The following is a 19,793-nucleotide window of genomic DNA, read 5'->3' as shown; positions in this document are numbered from 1 at the left end:
TCAAAATTGTGTGTTAAGCTCGTGTTAAAAGGGATAAGATTTTTAATTCTGTCCGAATGGCCTATTTTGTGGTGGAATCCTTGATGGATTCTTTTATTTTTGCCGTCGAATCGTATTATTATGAGTATTTATAATCCAGTTGCTGCCCTGTTGGAGGCCATTAAAGGACCGGATGCCCAATATAAACAGGAAGTTTTGAGAGACTTATGGGTGTGTCTTGTTTCCAGAGAGGTGTCGCTCCTTGGACGGAAAGAAGTATTGACAGGGAAAGCAAAATTTGGGATTTTAGGGGACGGGAAAGAATTGCCCCAGCTGGCCATGGCAAGGGCTTTCCAAAAGGGAGATTTTCGATCAGGGTATTACAGAGATCAAACCTTTATGATGGCCCTCGATTTGTGCAGTGTAAAGGAATATTTTGCCCAGCTTTATGCAGATCCCAAAAATGACCCATTTTCAGGTGGCCGACAAATGAATGCCCATTTCGCTACACCTTTGTTGGATGAAAATGGTGATTGGCTGGATCAAACCAAGCGATATAATGTTTCATCGGATATATCCAGTACAGGTGGTCAAATGGCAAGAGCATTGGGATTGGCCCTCGCCTCCAAACACTACAATGAAAACAAAAACCTGAAGGGTTCGAGCAAGCTTTTTTCAAAAAAAGGGAATGAAGTTTCATTTGTGACCATAGGTGATGCCTCAACCTCTGAAGGGGTGTTTTGGGAGACTTTGAATGCAGCCGCGGTACAGAAAGTACCTCTTGCTGTATGTGTTTGGGACGATGGCTATGGAATTAGTGTTCCCATCGACTACCAAACAGTGAAGCAAAGTATCAGTAAAGCTTTGTCCGGCTTTGAATATCAGGAAAACGGTAATGGCATTCGCATTTATAAGGTGAAGGCCTGGGATTATCCGACATTGGTCAACACATTTCACAAAGGGATTGAGACGATGAGAAAGGACCATATTCCTGGTCTATTCCATATAATGGAAGTAACTCAACCACAGGGTCACTCTACCTCGGGCTCGCATGAGAGGTATAAGTCCAAGAGCCGAATGAAATGGGAAGAAGAAAACGATTGTAATCTCAAATTTGAGCAATGGATCATTCAACACCATTTGGCGGATGAAGATCTAATCGGGCAATTTAAAAATATCGCAAAGGAATACGTTAGAGAACAAAGAAATGCAGCCTGGAACGATTTTATGGCTCAAAATTTACTTATCAAAACTGAATTTATCAGACTGCTGGAACCCTATCAATCTGACTCAGCTGTCTCAGAGCTAATTCATAGAATTCAAAAAGCCAAAGAGTTAAGCCGCCATGAGTTGATCACTGAAGCCAGAACACTTTTGTTTCAACAACCAGCAAGCAAAGAATGGTATTCATCGTTGATACAATGGGTAGATTCAGCTTATCTGGAAGCCAAAGAAGATTACCATGATCACCTTCTCAGCCAAAAGACCCCAAATCCCACCGTTGGTATTGAATTTGGTCTAGAACCGGTAGAAGTAAGCGGATATCAGATTCTAAACAAATATTTTGATCAGCTAATGTCCACGAGACCAGAAGTCATTGCTTTTGGAGAAGATGTAGGTATGATCGGAGATGTCAATCAGGGATTTGCTGGTCTACAAGAGAAGTTTGGGCCATTGAGGGTATTTGATACCGGTATCAGAGAATGGACCATTGTTGGGCAAGCAATCGGAATGAGTATGAGAGGTCTTAGACCCATTGCTGAGATACAATATTTGGATTATATTGTATACGCTCTTTCTGCTTTGATGGATGATTTGGCAACCGTAAGGTATCGATCAGATGGAATACAAAAAGCACCTGCCATCATTCGTACAAGAGGGCACCGACTGGAAGGTATTTGGCATTCAGGCTCTCCGATTGGGATGCTCTTGCATTCTTTGAGAGGGATTCACATTTGTGTCCCTAGAAATATGACACAGGCCGCAGGTATGTATCAAACCCTAATCAATGGAGACGATCCAGGACTCGTCATTGAGTGTCTCAATGGTTACCGCCTGAAAGAAAAACTGCCCTCTAACCTTGGTCAATACACTGTTCCATTGGGTAAAATAGAAATTTTAATTCCCGGTGAAGATTTGACCTTGGTCACTTATGGATCTTGTGTGAGAATTGCTGAGAAAGCCATCGGAATGCTTGAAATGAAAGGAATTTCTGTTGAGCTCATCGATGTTCAAACCTTGCTTCCATTGGATCTTGATCATGAAATTGCTCAATCTGTTAAAAAGACAAATAAATTAATGGTGCTCGATGAAGACGTGCCGGGAGGAGCAAGTGCTTTTATTCTTCAACAAGTCTTGGAAGTACAGGGAGCTTATCATTATCTGGACGCATCTCCTGTCACCTTAACCGCAAAAGAACACAGGCCGCCATACGGCAGCGATGGTGATTATTTTTCAAAACCCAATGCAGAAGATGTAGCGTTTTCTATCCTGAGATTAATGGAGGAATACAACCCCCAAAGATTTGGCTCAAAATAATTTATAAATCTACAAAGAGTGTCGGATTCACTGGTCATTATTCCTACTTACAATGAAATTGAGAACATCAATTCCATTGTATCAGCAGTGATGGAGTTGGAAGTTGAGTTTGAAGTTTTGGTCGTGGACGATGGCTCACCGGACGGTACAGCGCAAGAGGTCGTTGAACTTATAAAACGATATCCGGGAAAAATACATCTCTTGGAGAGAACTGAGAAATCTGGTCTGGGTACAGCCTATATTGCTGGTTTTAAATGGGCACTTAAGAGGAAATACGAGTACATCCTCGAGATGGATGCTGATTTTAGTCACCCTCCTTTCAAGTTGATCGAACTCAGAGCAGCTTGTGCCCTTCATTTAGGGGATGTAGCAGTAGGATCAAGATACATTAAAGGTGGTGGAGTCGTCAATTGGCCATTTTTGCGCCTGGCTTTATCCCGGGGAGCTTCTTTGTATGTCAGAACAATTACAGGAATGAAAGTGATGGACCCAACAGCTGGATTTGTTTGTTACAAAAGAGAAGTTTTGGAGAATATTCATTTGGAAAATATAAGGTTCGTGGGTTATGCCTTCCAAATTGAGATGAAATACAGGTCTTATCAAAAAGGATACAAGATTGTTGAAATTCCAATCCTTTTTCCTGACAGGGTCAAAGGAAAATCCAAAATGAATATCTGGATCATCCGGGAAGCACTTTGGGGAGTGTTTCAAATGAGGTTGAAAACCTAAACCCAAGATTCAAGGAGCTGATTTTTCTTACTCCGTTATTCATATAAATTTTGGCAAACCTGAGGATTTCCAGATTAGCATTCATCTCATTATATATATATGATTTTAGATAATCTTTAAATTAAACTATTTAAATTGATTATACATTTAAATATATATCTATGTATAGAACCCATATTAAGAATTGATTACAAACGAAAATTGTCATCAAATTCGTGATATTTTGTCAATAATTTGATTATATCTTGACCCTCAGGAAGATTTATATATGATTTTTAATCATTTTTAGGGGCAAAAAGTGGGTGAAAGTGGGAAATATTTCTACTTTTGAGCCATCAAACCAACGTGAGCTCAAAGAATGTATCATCTGAGTGGAGAATATGAAGTCAAATTAGACGACAAGAGCAGGCTGCGATTGCCTTCTAATTTGATGAAGATGCTAAGCCCTCTTCAGGTGAAAAGCTTTGTGATCAATCGCGGTTTTGAGAAATGCATTATCCTGTACCCCCAGGATGTTTGGGAAGAGAAGACCAAAGAGGTCAACCAGCTCAATCCCTACAATATTAAGAATCGAGAATTTGCCAGGTTTTTTTATCGAGGTGCTACTCAGGTGGAACCGGATGCTTCCATGCGGATATTGTTGCCAAAAACATTGCTCGAACATGCTGATATTGATTCAGATGTAATGCTTTTGGCATATCACAACCAAATTGAAATTTGGTCCAAAGAGCATTACCTCAAGATGATCGAGAATGAACCATCAGATTTCGCATCCCTGGCAGAGGAAGTATTCAGACATAAAGATGTCTGATAAAGCAATATATGTTCATCGGCCGGTACTGCTTCAGTCTTCGGTAGATGCGTTGATAACCGACAAAAGTGGGATTTATATAGATGCTACTTTTGGAGGAGGTGGTCACAGCAAGGAAATTCTGAATCGATTGGACAATGATGGAAAACTTTTTGCTTTTGACCGTGATGCTGACGCATTGGAAAATCAGATCAGCGATAAAAGATTGCATCTGATCAAATCTGATTTCAGGTATTTGAAAAAATATTTAAGATACTTTGGAGTCACAAAAATCCATGGATTGCTAGCAGACTTGGGTGTGTCCTCCTGGCATTTTGATATTGGCCAAAGAGGATTCTCCTTCCAGCAAAAAGGACCTTTGGACATGCGCATGAATGCTGAGCAGGAATTGACCGCCGAAAAAGTTCTCACAGATTATTCAGAAGAGGAATTGTTTAGAATTCTCACTGAATATGGAGAAATAACCAATGCGCGCCCTTTGGTACAGAAATGGGTCCGTGAAAGGAAGGCATTAAAAATCAATACCTGCGAGTCTTTTGCTGATTGGCTTAGCCCATTTGTGTATGGCAAAAGTCAGAAGTTTCTGGCACAAGTTTTTCAGGCGCTTAGAATTGAAGTGAATGGTGAACTTGAAAGTTTGAAAGAATTACTGTCACAGTCTGAGGAACTAATTTCTAAAGGTGGTAGAATAGTTGTAATAAGTTATCATTCTTTGGAAGACAGAATTGTCAAATCATTTCTCAAAGGAGAATGGCCATTAAAATCGAATGAAGAAGTTTTTGGAAAAAAAGTAAAAACCATGAAGCAAATCAACAAAGAGATTATTGTGCCAGACCATCACGAAGTTGAAAATAACAGCAGATCCCGCTCTGCAAAAATGCGGGTAGGAGAAAAACAAATTTAAATGAATACGGAATTTCATAAGCCGCCAAAAATAAACAGGAAGAAGTACAATAACATTCACACAATGCTATTTTACAAAAACCTGCCCTATATAGGATTGATTTTTGTATTGGGCTTTCTTTATGCGGCCAATGTGCAATACGCAGAGAAGCATTTGCAAAAAAGTCAAATGATTCAGGAAGAGATTAAGGAATTGAAATGGGTGTTTTGGTCTTTGAAATCAGGGATCATGTATCAAAGTATGGAAGGACAGCTTTCCAAAAAAGTGCAGGATCGTGAGATTTATATCAGAGAAAACGCGCCCAGAAAAATATTAAAGGTGGATCAATAATTTTATGGATCGCAAGAAAGAATTATTAATAAGGGTTTATGTTATACTCGGCCTGTTTGGTTGTGTAGCCTTTTTTATGATTTGGAGTGCGATCCGTATTGTAGCCATCGAAGGAAATGATTGGAGACAGAAAGCAGATGAATTGTATTTTAAGTTGGTCTCCATTGAAGCCGAAAGAGGAAAAATTCTTTCTGACGATGGCAGCCCGCTTGCTTTGTCACTGCCGTTCTTTGAAATACGATTAGACACCAGAGCCAAAGGATTAACTTCGGAGATCTTCAATGCCAAAGTGGACTCTCTGGCATACTTCCTGGCAAGGGATTTGATGCAAGACAAGTCTGTGCAACAAGTTAAAAACTGGCTGATCCGAGAAAGAAAATTGAAGAATAGGTATTTGTTAATTGCAAGATCTCTGGATTACAATCAACTAGAGCTTTTAAAAACATATCCAATTCTTCGTGCAGGTCAAAACAAGGGTGGTCTCATTGTTATTCGAAAAGACAGAAGAGAGAAACCCTTTAAATTATTGGCCAGCCGAACCATTGGATTGAAAAGAGACAACGCACCATCCATTGGTCTTGAAAGTTCTTTTGATCCTTGGCTCAAAGGACAAGAGGGAGAAAGGTTGATGAAAAAAGTGGGGCCTGATCTCTATCTACCCGTGGATGATGTCATAGAAATTGAAGCGAAAAGGGGAAGTGATGTACAAACAACCATTGACGTTGGAATTCAAGAGGTAGCTGAAGAAGCATTGTCAGAGGCTATCGTCAAACATGGTGCGCAGAAAGGCTGTGCTGTTGTGATGGAGGTTAAAACCGGAGCAATCAAAGCCATTGCAAATTTGGGTTTTGACCAGATGGGCGAATTGGTGGAGGATTTTAATTATGCACTGGGTTATTCCACTGAACCGGGAAGTACCATGAAGCTCGCTTCTGTAGCGGCTATGTTGGAAGAGGGAGCCGTTGATCTTAAAACACCGGTTCAGTTAAATGGAGGAGAAGCTTATTTCTACAACAAAAAGATGAAGGATTCCGAATCACACGGAGTAAGCCTCAGCGATTTACAATATTCTTTTGAAAAATCATCCAACGTAGGAATTTCGAGATTGGCATATCAGGTATTTGGAATGCCGGACGGACAAAGAAAATTTGCAGATTATTATCGAAAATTCAGACTGCACAAAAAGACTGGAATTGAATTGGAAGGGGAATCAAATCCAGTGATAAAACATCCGGATGAAAATAAGGAAAAGTGGTATGGAACATCAGTTCCATGGATGAGTGTGGGATATGAACTCCAGCTTACACCTCTTCAGATCCTCAATTTTTACAATACAGTGGCCAACAGAGGAAATATGATGAAGCCTTATCTGGTCTCACATATCCTTGACGATGATAAAGTGATCAAACAGATCGAACCAAAAGTATTGGTTCAAGGTATGTTTTCAGAGAAAACCTTAACACAGCTGAATGTTTTATTGGCCGGAGTAGTTTCCAATGGGACTGGGAAAGTTATCCAATCTGATCATTTCAATATATCAGGAAAAACAGGAACCGCAGTCACCAATTATTATGTGACAGGTTTGGAGAACAAGCAATATCAGGCTTCATTTTGCGGATTTTTTCCTTCAGAAAATCCTGTTTATAGTTGCATTGTGGTCATCTACAATCCTACACAAGGAGGATATTATGGGGGACAGGCTGCAGCACCTGCATTTCTTAAAATCGCTGACAAATGTATGAGGAATCAAAGCAAGATGGCCGGTTTTATAAACGATCAACCAAAACCCCTTTTAACCAATGATGTGCTGCCCGTAGGAAATCATGGATTCTCTAAAGATTTTGAGGTTTTATTTCACCATATAGGATTGCCATTTCGGGGTGGAGCGAAGAACGAATGGGTAAGAACAATTGCCAATAAGGATGGAATTTACACTTTACCTCAGCAATTAAGTGAGAAAAGGGTGCCTGATTTAAAAGGTATGGGTTTGAGGGATGCCATGTATATCTTGGACCGGCAGGGTGTTTCTGCCAGCATTAGTGGCTTGGGTAAGGTAGTTTGGCAGAGTATTGAGCCCGGAATGTTTTGGTTGGATCAAGATCGCAGGATTGAGATTCAGTTACAATAAATGATTGTAAAATAAAAGTTCTTTGAAAGATTTATCCCAAATATTACCAGATGATTTGAATTTGACCATCATTGGAGATTCAAACAAAAAAGTAAGTGGGTTTAATTTGGATTCCAGAAATGTTGTTCCCGGTGAAATATTTGTCGCGAGGAAGGGAACTGTAGCCGATGGACATAAATATATTCCTGAAGTAATACAGAAAGGAATTAGAATTGTATTGTGTGAAAATCTACCACAGGAGATTCATCCGGAGGTTTGTTTTTTGCAAACAAATCATTCTTTGCCGATTCTGGTCACCTTGCTAAAAAATTACTATGAGGACCCTTCCAGTCAATTGATTTTAGTAGGTGTTACAGGAACCAATGGAAAAACTACGGTGACCACACTTCTGTATGAATTGTTTACTGTATTGGGTTATAAAACAGGCCTGTTATCCACTGTCGAAAATAAGTATGGAAATGTAGTAATGGCATCTACTCATACAACACCGGATATTGTACAGCTGTATCGATTGCTAGCAGACATGGTTCAGAATGGATGTACTCATGTTTTTATGGAGGTTAGTTCCCATGCCATTGATCAGCGAAGAATTGAAGGATTGAAATTCAGGATGGCCGTGTTTACCAACATTACACAAGATCATCTGGATTATCATCATTCGTTTAAAAATTATATTGAGACGAAGAAAAAGTTCTTCGATCAACTTCCGAAAGGCTCAACATCGATTGTAAATGCCGATGACAAGCATTCTCCAATGATGGTGCAAAATACAAGTAGCAAAGTGAAGTATTTTGGTGTAAGAAATATCGCAGACTATAAACTCAAAGTGCTAAACAATGCAATCGAGGGATTGCACCTGAAATATCAGCAGACAGAATGGCACTCTTGTTTGGCAGGTACCTTCAATGCTTCAAATTTAGCTGCGGTGCTTGCTGTGGCCTTAGAACTTGGAGAGAGTCAATCCGAAGTTCTAATGCACATGTCAAATCTTAAAAACGTAAGTGGTCGTTTTGAGCTGATTAGAGAAGGAAACAAGAAAAGAATTGGCATTGTCGATTATGCGCACACGCCAGATGCAGTAGAAAAGCTTTTGTCCAATGTCAGAGACATCAGACAGAAAAATCAAAGAATCATTACGGTTTTGGGTTGTGGTGGAAATAGGGATAAATCGAAAAGGCCATTGATGGCTTCTGTAGCAGCAAAACTAAGCGATCAGCTTATTTTGACTTCTGACAATCCTAGGGATGAAGATCCACATCAAATTGTCGAGGAAATGGAGTCTGGGATTCTTTTAGAGGATCAACAGAAATATACGATTGTACTGGACAGAGAGCAAGCCATTAAGACGGCATGTGCCATTGGTCAGAATGAGGACATCATTGTCATTGCAGGCAAAGGGCATGAAAAGTATCAGGAAATAAAGGGTGTGAAGATACCTTTTGATGATTATCAGATTTTGAAAACATTTTTGTTAAAATTATATAAGAAAATAGAGTAGGTTCTATTATCATTCTCAGGTTGGTTTTAACAGTTACAGCAGAGGATTGCAACCAAAGGGATTGGATCCCTGCTGTACTGTTAAATTTCCGATCATAATGAAAAGCCATGTTGTACTATTTATTTCAATTTATAGAGAAACTTTTTCATCTGCCAGGTGGTAGGTTATTTAATTATATTTCATTTAGGGCGGGACTAGCGATCATCCTATCCTTGCTGATAACCATGTGGTTTGGAAAGAGCATTATTCGCGCACTAAAAAACCTTCAGATCGGAGAAACAGTCAGGGATTTAGGTTTGATGGGTCAAAAGGAGAAGGAAGGTACACCCACTATGGGAGGACTTATCATTATTTTGGGCATTTTGTTGCCTAGTTTATTGCTGACGCGGTTGGACAATGTGTACATTCAATTGTTACTATTCACTACATTATGGATGGGGATTATTGGATTTGCAGATGACTACATTAAAGTATTTTTGAAAGACAAGCAAGGTCTGAAAGCTGTATTTAAAATTTTAGGTCAGGTTGTGTTGGGTATTGTGGTCTCTTTGGCTATGTTGTATCATGAGGATGTCGTTGTGAGGATGTCTAAATCAGAAGCCATGTTTTTTAAGTATGATATTCAACAAGAAATTTACAACCCGGAAAATCTGAACGATCCATATGTCTATGTAAAAACTTCATTGACAAATGTTCCATTTTTAAAGGGCAATCGATTTGACTATGCCTGGATAACTCAGTTTTTTGGAGACAATTCAAGGACTTTTATTTGGATCTTGTTTATTCCGATCGTTATTTTTATTGTGACTGCTGTGTCCAATGCTGCCAATCTTACCGATGGATTGGATGGATTGCTTACTGGTGTATCTGCCATAATTGCAGCTACGCTGGCTGTCTTGGCCTATGTATCAGGCAATGCAATCATTGCAGATTATTTAGACATTTTTTATCTTCCATTTACCGGAGAACTAGTGATTTTTGCAGCTGCATTTCTAGGATCTTGTGTCGGATTTTTGTGGTACAATTCTTTCCCTGCTAAAGTTTTTATGGGAGACACAGGAAGCCTGACACTTGGAGGTATAATTGCTGTTTTGGCGATTGTCTTGAGAAAAGAATTGTTGATTCCTTTGCTTTGTGGTGTTTTTTTGGTAGAAAATCTTTCTGTGATGATTCAGGTAAGTTATTTCAAATATACCAAAAAGAAATATGGTGAAGGGCGTCGTATTTTTTTGATGTCTCCTTTGCATCACCATTTTCAGAAAAAGGGAATGCATGAAGCAACGATAGCGGTCAGATTTTGGATTATCACTCTTCTTCTTGCAGTATTTACCATCATAACCTTGAAAATGAGATAAATGGTGGTATTAATTCTTGGAGCAGGTGAAAGTGGCATGGGAGCCGCATTGTTGGCCCATCAACAGCGCATGGTGGTTTTTGTCAGTGATCAGAAGTCAATTCCAGTGGATTTTAAATCAAAACTTATCGAACTGGAAATCGATTTTGAAGAGGATGGTCACGTAATTGCCTATGACATGGTGCCGGACTTGGTGGTAATTAGTCCGGGAATTCCAAGCAATTCCACCATTGTCAATCATTTGTTATTGAGAGGGGTAGAGATTATTTCTGAAATTGAATTCGCATTCCGTTTTTGCAAGGGTAAAATAATTGCAATCACCGGAAGCAATGGTAAAACTACATCCACAAATTTATGCGCCCATATCCTAGAGACATCAGGATTTCAAGTGGCAAAGGTTGGAAATGTAGGTTATTCATTTGCGAGGAGTGTTGCAGAATTTACGTATGATTATTATGTGATAGAGGTAAGCAGTTTTCAATTGGACCATATCAATACTTTTAGACCTTCCATTGCCATCATTTTAAATATTACTCCGGATCATCTGGATCGTTATGATTACAATTTTCAGAATTATATCGATTCAAAATTTAGAATTGCTTTATTTCAGAATGAGCAAGATGATTTCATTGTAAGTGGAAACGATCCGGTCATCAGCAAATCAATCGAACTTTACCCCATTCAATCCAGAATCCACAAGCTTCAAATAGAATTGGATCAAAGTGACCAGGTGTGGATAAACGATAGGAAAGTGGCTGTACTTCGTGGTACTTCGCTAAAGGGAAAACACAATGCAGTAAATATGGCATGTGTGCTGAGAGCGCTGGAAATTTTAGGTCTGAAGGAGGAGCAGATACAAAAGGGACTTAACAGTTTTGTCAACGATCCGCACCGATTGGAATCATTGGGAGAAATAAATGGTGTTGAATTTATAAATGATAGCAAAGCCACAAATGTAGATTCGGTGTATTGGGCATTGGATGCCATGAAAAAACCTGTGATTTGGATAGCAGGAGGTCAGGATAAAGGCAATGAATACGATTCATTGCAAAGCTTTGTGAAGGAAAAAGTAAAAGCTTTGATCGGATTGGGTGTAGATAATATGAAGCTTTTGGACTCCTTTCGCCATACAACTGTTTGTTTTGATACCAATAATATTACTTCGGCAGTGCAAGAGGCATGGTTGCAAGCACGTCCGGGGGATGTCATTTTGTTGTCACCAGCTTGTGCCAGTTTTGATTTGTTTAAAAATTACATGGATAGAGGAGATCAATTTAAGAATGAGTTTTTAAAAATAAAACAAAGCATCGCATCATGAATGAATTTATTTTAGATCTCAGAGAGGAAATCAAAGGAAATCGTTTTCTATGGGCCATTATTCTGTTGCTTTCTCTATGCTCCATGCTTGCTGTTTATAGCGCGTCTTTGTCATTGACTAAATTTCAAACTGATTCCACTGTATTTTTTTTATTTAAACATGTACCTTATATAGTCGTCGGACTTGCCCTGGCTTGGCTGGTTTCCAATGTTGATTATACTGAGTTTAATAAGTATGCACCCATTTTCCTTATTGTTTCAATAGGCCTTTTGGTATATGCCTTATTTTTTGGAGTAAATATCAACAATGCGAGAAGGTGGATCCAATTGCCATTTCTGGATATCACATTTCAGGTTTCTGATATTGCAAGGATTGCTTTAATTGCTTATGTGGCCAGGTCGATTTCAGCCAAGCAGGACTACATTAAGAGTTTTAAGACATCTTTTATGCCAATCATTCTTCCAATTTTGATCGTTTGCGGACTGATTGCACCATCGAATTTCAGTACTTCTGCTTTATTGTTTGTGACTTGCGTGCTGATGATGATTGTAGGCAGAGTATCTTTCAAATATATTTTGGTCTTAGGGATACTTGGAGTATGCATGTTTGGGTTACTGGTTTACATTGGCCAGTTTTTACCGGATGCGATTAGGGTAAATACCTGGGTGAGCAGAATAAATGAATTCTTGGGAAATGATGGTGGATATCAGGTGCAACAAGCCAAAATTGCCATTGCCAGAGGTAGCTGGTTTGGAGTTGGTCCGGGACACAGTATGCTGAGAAATTTCATACCCTATTCCTATGCCGATTTTATCTATGCCATCATTTGTGAGGAATGGGGAATTTTGATTGGTGGAATCGGTTTGATAGTTTTATACACTTTATTATTGGCCCATTGTGTCAGTATAGTTACCAAATCTCCAAGGGCTTTCGGAGCAATGTTGACCATTGGCATCGGTTTTAGTATTGTAATCCAAGCATACGCCAACATGGCAGTTTCGCTTGGCGTTGTTCCGGTTACCGGACTCACACTCCCATTTATCAGTATGGGTGGGACATCCCTATTAATCACCAGTATTGCATTTGGAATGATTCTGAGTGTTAGCAAACACATCAGCAGTCTTAAACTGGATGAAACATCTGAAGAAACTATCCAACAGGACAAAATTAGTCTGGATGATGAAAGTGTTAATTAGCGGAGGAGGTACAGGGGGACATGTATTTCCTGCTATTGCAGTGGCAGATGCATTGAGGGCAAAAGTGAGTGAGGTAGAGGTCCTGTTTGTGGGAGCGCTTGGCAAGCTGGAAATGACAGAAGTTCCAAAATCAGGATATAATGTGATTGGATTGGATATTCGTGGCTTTAACAGAAAGAAAATATTTGTCAACCTTAAAGTCCTGTGGAAATTGGGAAAATCCTTGACCAAATCAGTTGGGATTTTGAAGAAATTTCGCCCTGATATTGTAGTAGGTGTTGGAGGATATGCTAGCGGCCCTGTCATGTTGGCCGCCAAGTGGTTGGGGATTCCAATCGTCATTCAAGAGCAAAATTCATACCCTGGTTTGACCAATCGAAGGATGGCCAAATACGCGTCAATGGTCTGTGCAGCATTTGATGATGTGCGTCCATACTTCAAATCTTCTCAACTGTATGTAACTGGAAATCCCGTCAGGAAAAGTTTTAGCATGGTAGTTGACAAACAAGAAGCCTATCAATACTTTGGTTTGGATCCTACCAAGAAGACCATTTGTGTTTTTGGAGGAAGTCTTGGAGCAGCTACCATGAATAAAGTGATCATTCAGGCATATCCTTTGATCAGGGCCAATGAAAATATACAGTTAATTTGGCAAGTAGGAAAGATGTATGAAAATGAGATCAGGTCAAAGTTGGATGGATTTGAAAATCAGATTAAAATATTTAGCTTTATAGATCGAATGGATTTTGCATACGCTGTTGCCGACGTAGCCATCTGCAGAGCAGGAGCTTTGACCATTTCCGAAATAGCAGTTACAGGTACTGTCTCCATCTTGGTTCCATCACCCAATGTGACCGATGATCACCAGACAAAAAATGCAATGTCATTGGTACAGAGAAATGCCTCCGTACTGGTCAAGGATGAAGATGCCTTGAGGAAATTATGGGATGCCACCATCGCATTATTGTATGACGATGCAAGGCAGGCTGAGATCAGAAGTAATCTGGAAAAATTGGCCAAACCCCAAGCTGCAGATGAAATAGCACAAAAGATTATTACATTTATTCAGACTCAATGAATCTTCCCAAAATCATATACTTTCTTGGAATCGGTGGAATAGGGATGAGTGCTCTAGCAAGGTACTTTCATCAAAGAGGAGCCAAAGTCTTTGGGTATGATCGCAATACAACTGATCTGACAAACCAAATGATTCATGAGGGAATTTCTATTCATTATACAGATAGTCCGGAGCTTATACCAGAGCGAGTGGAAATGGTTGTTTACACTCCGGCCATTCCGAAAGACCTTGCGGAATTTGTTTACTTAAGCCAATGGCCGGATAAATTAAAAAAAAGGTCGGAGGTCCTTGGACTGTTAACTTCTAACTATAAAAACATCGCGGTCGCTGGCACCCATGGAAAGACGACCACCAGTGTCCTAATGGCACAATTGCTGGACCATTGTCGAGTTCCGTTTACTGGTTTTTTAGGTGGTATATCGAAGAACCATTTTTCCAATTTAATTGATCGCGGAGACGATTGGATGCTTGAAGAAGCCGATGAATTTGACCGCTCGTTTTTACAATTGAGTCCTAATATTGCCGTGATTGGTTCTTTGGATGCTGATCATCTTGATATTTACGGTGACAGAATGACCATGTTGAATAGTTATTTGCAATTTGTAGATAAAATTAAGCCGGGAGGTAGGTTATATATGTACCATGGAATCGCTCCATCAGAATTGGAAACTTTTAGAAAAAGATGTGGCGACAAAGTACAATTTCTCACCTACGGGACTCAATCCAACGCTGATGTTCGTGTCCTTGTAAAAGAAACTAAAAATGGTTGGATGTATTTTGATTTTATGGATGAAACTGGATTTGAAATTCGCAATATTCAACTTCGTTTGCCAGGAAACCACAACGCATCCAATGCTGCGGTGGCAATCAGAGTGGTGAAAGATGTGACAGAAAGAATGGATTTTTTTGAAGAGGATGTGAAGATAGCTTTGCAACAGTTTAAAGGGATTGATCGCAGGTTTGATTGGAAATATGAAAGCCCTCAAAATGTTCTAATTGAAGATTATGCCCATCACCCTACAGAACTGGAAGCTGCCATCAAGGCAGCTCGCGAATGTTATCCAGGCAGAAAGCTAACGGGAATTTTTCAACCCCATCTTTATACAAGGACCAGAGATTTTGCATCAGATTTTGCAAGAGTATTAAGCACCTTGGATGAAATTATTCTTGTTGAATTGTATCCCGCCAGAGAGAATCCTATTGAAGGAATTGATTCCTGGAGCATACTTAACCAAATTGAAAATAAGGCAAAGCACTTTATTGCGAAATCTGAATTGGCTGCAAGAATTGCGCTAATGGAGACTGATGTCATTTTAGTTTTGGGGGCAGGTGATCTGGATCTATATACAGAAGAAATCATTAAAAAATTGAAGTAGCATGCAAGGAAAAATAAAATTGGGCATCGGTATTGCAATCTACATCTTCACCATGGTGATGGTATCAATTGTTTGGTTGTTTGCCATCCGGCAGCAAAGATTGCAAAAATCGGGTCAGCTTAAAATTCAGATTTTAAGACCTACCTCTGAGAATATTCTGATTGATGAAAAAGACATCCGGGAGGCAGTTTTAAAGTTCTACAAAAAAGATTGGAGAAGAATTAAAACTTATGCCTTGAATACGGTCGGACTTGAAAGTAAACTGGAAGCTCTTCCAGTAGTGCATCATGCGGAGATCTACCTGGATGCCAACCAAAATTTGCATGTTGATATTTTCCAAAGAGATCCAGTGTTGAGGATTTTGGATTTGGAAGGCAGGCAATATTACATTGACACCGAGGGTAATAAAATTCCTTGTTCGTCCCGATATGCAGCCAGGGTTCCGGTGGCCACAGGATTATCTGGTCATCAAGGAGTTAGGAATGTGTTGAAAGGAAATGAATTACATATTAAAAATATTTACTATCTTGCGCTCGAAATCGCCAAAAACCCATTTGCCCAATCTCTTATAGAACAAATTGATGTACAGGCATCCGGGGATGTAGTTTTTGTGCCAAAAATTGGATCTGAGAAGATTCTATTTGGGAAAGTGGACCACATTCAGGAAAAGTTGGACAAGCTTCAGTTTTTTTATCGTGAAGGTTTGCGATTTGAAGGCTGGAATGTCTATTCCACCATTGATCTTCAAAACAAAGATCAGGTGGTATGTAAGAAAAACAGTTCAATTTTATAAAGGGAAAAAATTAAGTTAGAATCAATAAATCTTATCTGTATGGAAACTCAAAATATTCAAAATCCTGACATCGTAGCAGCACTGGATATCGGAACTACTAAAGTTTGTGTAGTGGTAGGAAGGAGAAACATTCTGAACAAAATAGAAATTCTCGGATATGGAAAAGTGAGTTCAGAGGGTGTGATCAGAGGAGTTGTCTCCAATATTGACAAGACCGTCAAAGCCATTTGTGACGCAATTGATCTGGCAGAAAAAATGAGCAAGCAGGAAATTCAACGTGTGCATGTAGGTATTGCTGGGCAACACATTAAAAGTCTTCAACATCAGGGGGTATTGTATCGGAACAATCCCCAAGAAGAAGTCACCCAAGCCGACGTTGATAAATTAATACAGGATATGTACAAGATAGCCCTGCCTCCCGGGGATCAGATTCTACACGTTATTCCTCAGGAATTTACAGTGGATGAAGAGGAGGGAATCATTGATCCGATCGGAATGTCTGGATCAAGGCTACAATCCAACTTTCACATCATCACAGGGAATACATCCGCAGCATCGAATATTCTCCGCTGCATTGAGAAAGCAGGTCTTGTGGCAGAAAGCATTACTTTGGAACCACTTGCATCCGCAGAATCGGTTTTGGCCAAGGAAGAAAAGGAAGCAGGTGTAGTTATGGTCGATATCGGTGGTGGCACAACCGATGTTACCATTTACAATGAAGGAATTATTCGATATACTTCGGTGATACCTATTGGCAGCAATATCATCTCCAAGGATATAAAGGCCGGCTGTTCAGTTACCATCGAGCAAGCGGAAAAATTAAAAGTAAGGTTTGGTTCAGCTTTGAGTGAAGAAATTGTGGACAACCGAATTATAACCATTCCGGGCTTAATGGGTAGGGAACCAAAGGAAATATCTGAGAAAAATCTTTCCAGAGTCATTCAGGCGAGGGTGGAGGAAATTTTTGAATATGTGATGTGGGATATCCATAGAAGCGGATATGAAAATAAAATTTCTGCTGGAATTGTACTGACAGGTGGCGGTTCGCTGTTAAAAAATCTGGACCTATTGGCGGAATTTCAAACAGGATTATCTGCAAGAATTGGTCATCCCACCCAACATTTAAGTTCGCACTACATGGACGAAATATCCAACCCTATGTTTGCAACCGGAGTCGGATTAATTTTAGAGGGTTTTAAAAAATTGCCTCAAAAGAAAGAAGAAAAAAGAAAGTTACCGGAACGAACCTTTGATCTTCAGGAAGAAGAACTGCCCATTGGATTTGAACCGATGCCTACCAAGTCTGAAGCTGAATCGCGCAAAGAGTCCTGGTTTGGAAAAGTGGTCAACAAAGGATACATTTCAGTCAAGGAATTCTTTGAAGCAAGCCCCGATTCTGAATTTTAGTGGACTAAATATAAAAAAAATCTATAATTTATTATATTATATAATATATAATTACGTATCTTTACGGCATAAATAGATATTAAAAAAGATTATATGACTCAAGAATCGATAATAAAAGTGATCGGAGTCGGTGGCGGCGGAACAAATGCCGTGACCCAAATGTATAATCTCGGTATTCGAGGGGTTGATTTTGCAGTTTGCAATACAGATCATCAAAGTCTCGATATAAGTTCCGTGCCCAATAAAATTCAGCTTGGACCTTTGTTGACGGTCGGTCGCGGAGCAGGTAACAACCCTGAGGTGGGAAGACAAGCATGCCTTGAATCTGTCGAAGAGTTGAGACGATTTCTGGAGAAGGATACCAAGATGCTTTTTGTGACAGCAGGAATGGGTGGTGGAACCGGTACGGGTGCAGCCCCAATTATCGCTAAAATTGCCAGAGAACTTGAAATCCTTACCGTTGGAATCGTGACCCTCCCTTTTCAGTTCGAAGGACCAAGAAGAGCCAGATTGGCCTATGAGGGTCTGGATCAGTTAAAACAAAATGTTGATTCATTGATCGTTATCTCCAATAACAAATTGAGGGAAATGTATGGCAACCTTTCAATGTCCAGTGCATTTTCCAATGCAGACAATATTTTGGCCACTGCCGCAAAAGGAATCGCTGAAATAATTACAGTGCCAGGCTATATCAATGTTGATTTTGAAGATGTCAACTTTGTCATGAAGGACAGTGGCGTTGCAATTATGGGTAGTGCTTATGCAAAGGGTGATGACAGAGCGCGCAGGGTCATTGAGAGCGCACTCAATTCTCCATTACTTGAGGACAACGATATTCGCGGGGCAAAGCACATCCTTTTGAATATCACGACTGGAAAATCTCCGGAGATCACCATGGATGAGGTCGCTGAAATCACTGAATATGTGCAACAGGAAGCCGGATTTGATACCGATTTGATTTGGGGATCTTGTGTGGATGAAAGTCTCGAAGATCAAATCAGTGTTACACTAATTGCTACAGGTTTTGGTCAAGGTTATAAGAACCGATCAGCGACAGAGACACAAGTTCGAAAAGTAGTTATAGATCTGGATGAAGAGGATAAACCCCTGATGGATTCACACTCCTCTGAGCTCTCCAATACGATCGAATTTGATGATCCAATTCCTGAAAGTCATACAAAAGAAGACAATCGATTTAACAGTCTCTTGTTTTATTCAAAACCAGACCCAATAGACAGAAAGGAAGATAAAATAATAGACAGTTATCATATCAATGATCAAACTATTCAAGCTGCAGACCCAAACGCTGTCAAATCGTCGATTGGAAGAAAACCACTTAGCGAAGGTCGCAACTTGGCTGAAGCGGAAAACACACCTGCATACGAGCGCAAGCAAATTAGATTGGACAAGGTCAATTCGTCTTCAGAGACGGCCATGTCCAAAACCCGGATTTTTATGGATGAGGAGAATCGTCTGGATATCCGGGAGGAGAATTCCTTTCTCCACGACAACGTAGATTAAAGAGGCTTCGTCTTTTCATACCTTTTCATGAGATTGGTTTATTAGGCCAGGGGTGGTTCCCTGGCCAATTTTTATTATACAAAATGGGAAATTGAATTTAATGATCGGCCATTTTCGATTCAAATGCAAGCCTTCTCTGGAAATTCGTTATCAATGAAGGAAAATTTGTCAAACAAAAATGATTGTTTTTTTTAGCTATTGGGTGCAATCGATTCTAATATGAACCAGCGGGTGGTAACTAAATAGTTATGGCGTTAAGCTTGCGAGGAGTCCAATCTATATTGTTATTTTGACATTCATGAAAAATACCTTTGTCTCAAATAAGCTTATTTAGGAAAGAGTTTTTAGAATGTAGTTTGAAATAATTGGAGGTAGGTGAAGCTTAAAATTGTAATAGATCCATTTGGCTTAATAAATAATAATCAACGATTGCACATCGATTTTTCTCCTTTAGACAAATAGAAGTAATTGAATTGAATTCTACTTTTATTTCGTTGATTACTCCCAATTAATTCAATTGCTTCAATGTTAGTATGGATAGAATATCCATGTAAGCCCTCCTTAATTTTTCCTTTCACCAATTTCTTTTATACAGTTAAAATACTCATTTCCACTGGTTGCCGATAAAGTGGGATTGTTACCATTGATCTTGTTCGCTTATTGGCTTTGTTAAAAATTGGATGATTACCCTCCATCCTTAGTCTCCATTGTTCTTTCAATACTTTTGTGTTTTTTATCAAACCGGCTGTTTTTCATTTTTAATAAAAAATACTCAATTTATTCCTGGACAGCCGAAGTGCCAATAAGAAGAAAAGCAAAAGCAATTAAAGATT

General features: G+C 39.5%; 15 protein-coding genes. All 15 read left to right on the top strand.

Annotated features, from left to right (window positions below; genetic code table 11):
* Nucleotides 1-120: 120 nt before the first annotated feature.
* The 15 genes from IPM48_01150 to ftsZ all read left to right on the top strand — a co-directional run bounded on the left by IPM48_01150 (nucleotide 121) and on the right by ftsZ (nucleotide 18,960).
* Nucleotides 121-2,517, top strand: coding sequence for a transketolase (locus tag IPM48_01150; protein MBK9270178.1), 2,397 nt, complete (start codon nucleotides 121-123; stop codon nucleotides 2,515-2,517).
* An 18-nt stretch (nucleotides 2,518-2,535) separates the two neighbouring features.
* Nucleotides 2,536-3,246 (top strand): polyprenol monophosphomannose synthase, encoded by a 711-nt coding sequence (locus IPM48_01145; protein MBK9270177.1) that lies wholly within the window; start codon nucleotides 2,536-2,538, stop codon nucleotides 3,244-3,246.
* 358 nt (nucleotides 3,247-3,604) lie between these two features.
* The gene (gene mraZ / locus IPM48_01140) at nucleotides 3,605-4,057 is read left to right on the top strand and encodes a division/cell wall cluster transcriptional repressor MraZ (protein MBK9270176.1); all 453 of its coding nucleotides are present in this window, start codon (nucleotides 3,605-3,607) and stop codon (nucleotides 4,055-4,057) included.
* Nucleotides 4,050-4,961, top strand: coding sequence for a 16S rRNA (cytosine(1402)-N(4))-methyltransferase RsmH (rsmH, locus tag IPM48_01135; GenBank protein ID MBK9270175.1), 912 nt, complete (start codon nucleotides 4,050-4,052; stop codon nucleotides 4,959-4,961). Before mraZ ends, rsmH begins: the two co-directional genes overlap by 8 nt.
* Nucleotides 4,962-5,291, top strand: a complete 330-nt coding sequence (locus IPM48_01130) for a hypothetical protein (protein MBK9270174.1) — start codon at nucleotides 4,962-4,964, stop codon at nucleotides 5,289-5,291. It abuts the gene before it with no gap.
* A 4-nt stretch (nucleotides 5,292-5,295) separates the two neighbouring features.
* Entirely contained in the window at nucleotides 5,296-7,419 is a 2,124-nt protein-coding gene (locus IPM48_01125; protein MBK9270173.1) for a transpeptidase family protein, read from the top strand.
* Nucleotides 7,420-7,459: 40 nt separating this feature from the next.
* A complete protein-coding gene (locus tag IPM48_01120) occupies nucleotides 7,460-8,917 on the top strand; it encodes a UDP-N-acetylmuramoyl-L-alanyl-D-glutamate--2,6-diaminopimelate ligase (GenBank protein ID MBK9270172.1) in 1,458 nt (485 codons plus the stop codon).
* Nucleotides 8,918-9,024: 107 nt separating this feature from the next.
* The gene (locus IPM48_01115; GenBank protein ID MBK9270171.1) at nucleotides 9,025-10,272 is read left to right on the top strand and encodes a phospho-N-acetylmuramoyl-pentapeptide-transferase; all 1,248 of its coding nucleotides are present in this window, start codon (nucleotides 9,025-9,027) and stop codon (nucleotides 10,270-10,272) included.
* Nucleotides 10,273-11,589, top strand: coding sequence for a UDP-N-acetylmuramoyl-L-alanine--D-glutamate ligase (gene murD, locus IPM48_01110; GenBank protein MBK9270170.1), 1,317 nt, complete (start codon nucleotides 10,273-10,275; stop codon nucleotides 11,587-11,589).
* Nucleotides 11,586-12,785, top strand: coding sequence for an FtsW/RodA/SpoVE family cell cycle protein (locus tag IPM48_01105; GenBank protein MBK9270169.1), 1,200 nt, complete (start codon nucleotides 11,586-11,588; stop codon nucleotides 12,783-12,785). The genes murD and IPM48_01105 overlap by 4 nt, the downstream gene beginning before the upstream one ends.
* Nucleotides 12,766-13,863: an undecaprenyldiphospho-muramoylpentapeptide beta-N-acetylglucosaminyltransferase gene (murG, locus tag IPM48_01100; GenBank protein ID MBK9270168.1), complete on the top strand. Its 1,098-nt coding sequence runs from the start codon at nucleotides 12,766-12,768 to the stop codon at nucleotides 13,861-13,863. Before IPM48_01105 ends, murG begins: the two co-directional genes overlap by 20 nt.
* Nucleotides 13,860-15,239, top strand: coding sequence for a UDP-N-acetylmuramate--L-alanine ligase (locus tag IPM48_01095; protein ID MBK9270167.1), 1,380 nt, complete (start codon nucleotides 13,860-13,862; stop codon nucleotides 15,237-15,239). The genes murG and IPM48_01095 overlap by 4 nt, the downstream gene beginning before the upstream one ends.
* Before the next feature lies 1 nt (nucleotide 15,240).
* Nucleotides 15,241-16,032 carry a hypothetical protein gene (locus IPM48_01090; protein MBK9270166.1) on the top strand — a complete coding sequence of 264 codons (792 nt, stop codon included), beginning with the start codon at nucleotides 15,241-15,243 and terminating at the stop codon, nucleotides 16,030-16,032.
* Between the two features lie 39 nt (nucleotides 16,033-16,071).
* Nucleotides 16,072-17,439: a cell division protein FtsA gene (gene ftsA / locus IPM48_01085; GenBank protein ID MBK9270165.1), complete on the top strand. Its 1,368-nt coding sequence runs from the start codon at nucleotides 16,072-16,074 to the stop codon at nucleotides 17,437-17,439.
* A 93-nt stretch (nucleotides 17,440-17,532) separates the two neighbouring features.
* Complete coding sequence (ftsZ, locus tag IPM48_01080) at nucleotides 17,533-18,960, top strand: cell division protein FtsZ (GenBank protein ID MBK9270164.1); 1,428 nt, start codon at nucleotides 17,533-17,535, stop codon at nucleotides 18,958-18,960.
* Nucleotides 18,961-19,793: the final 833 nt, after the last annotated feature.

Source organism: Saprospiraceae bacterium (assembly GCA_016715965.1).
Taxonomy (GTDB): Bacteria; Bacteroidota; Bacteroidia; order Chitinophagales; family Saprospiraceae; genus Vicinibacter.
This window is presented reverse-complemented; position numbering and strand designations above follow the sequence as displayed.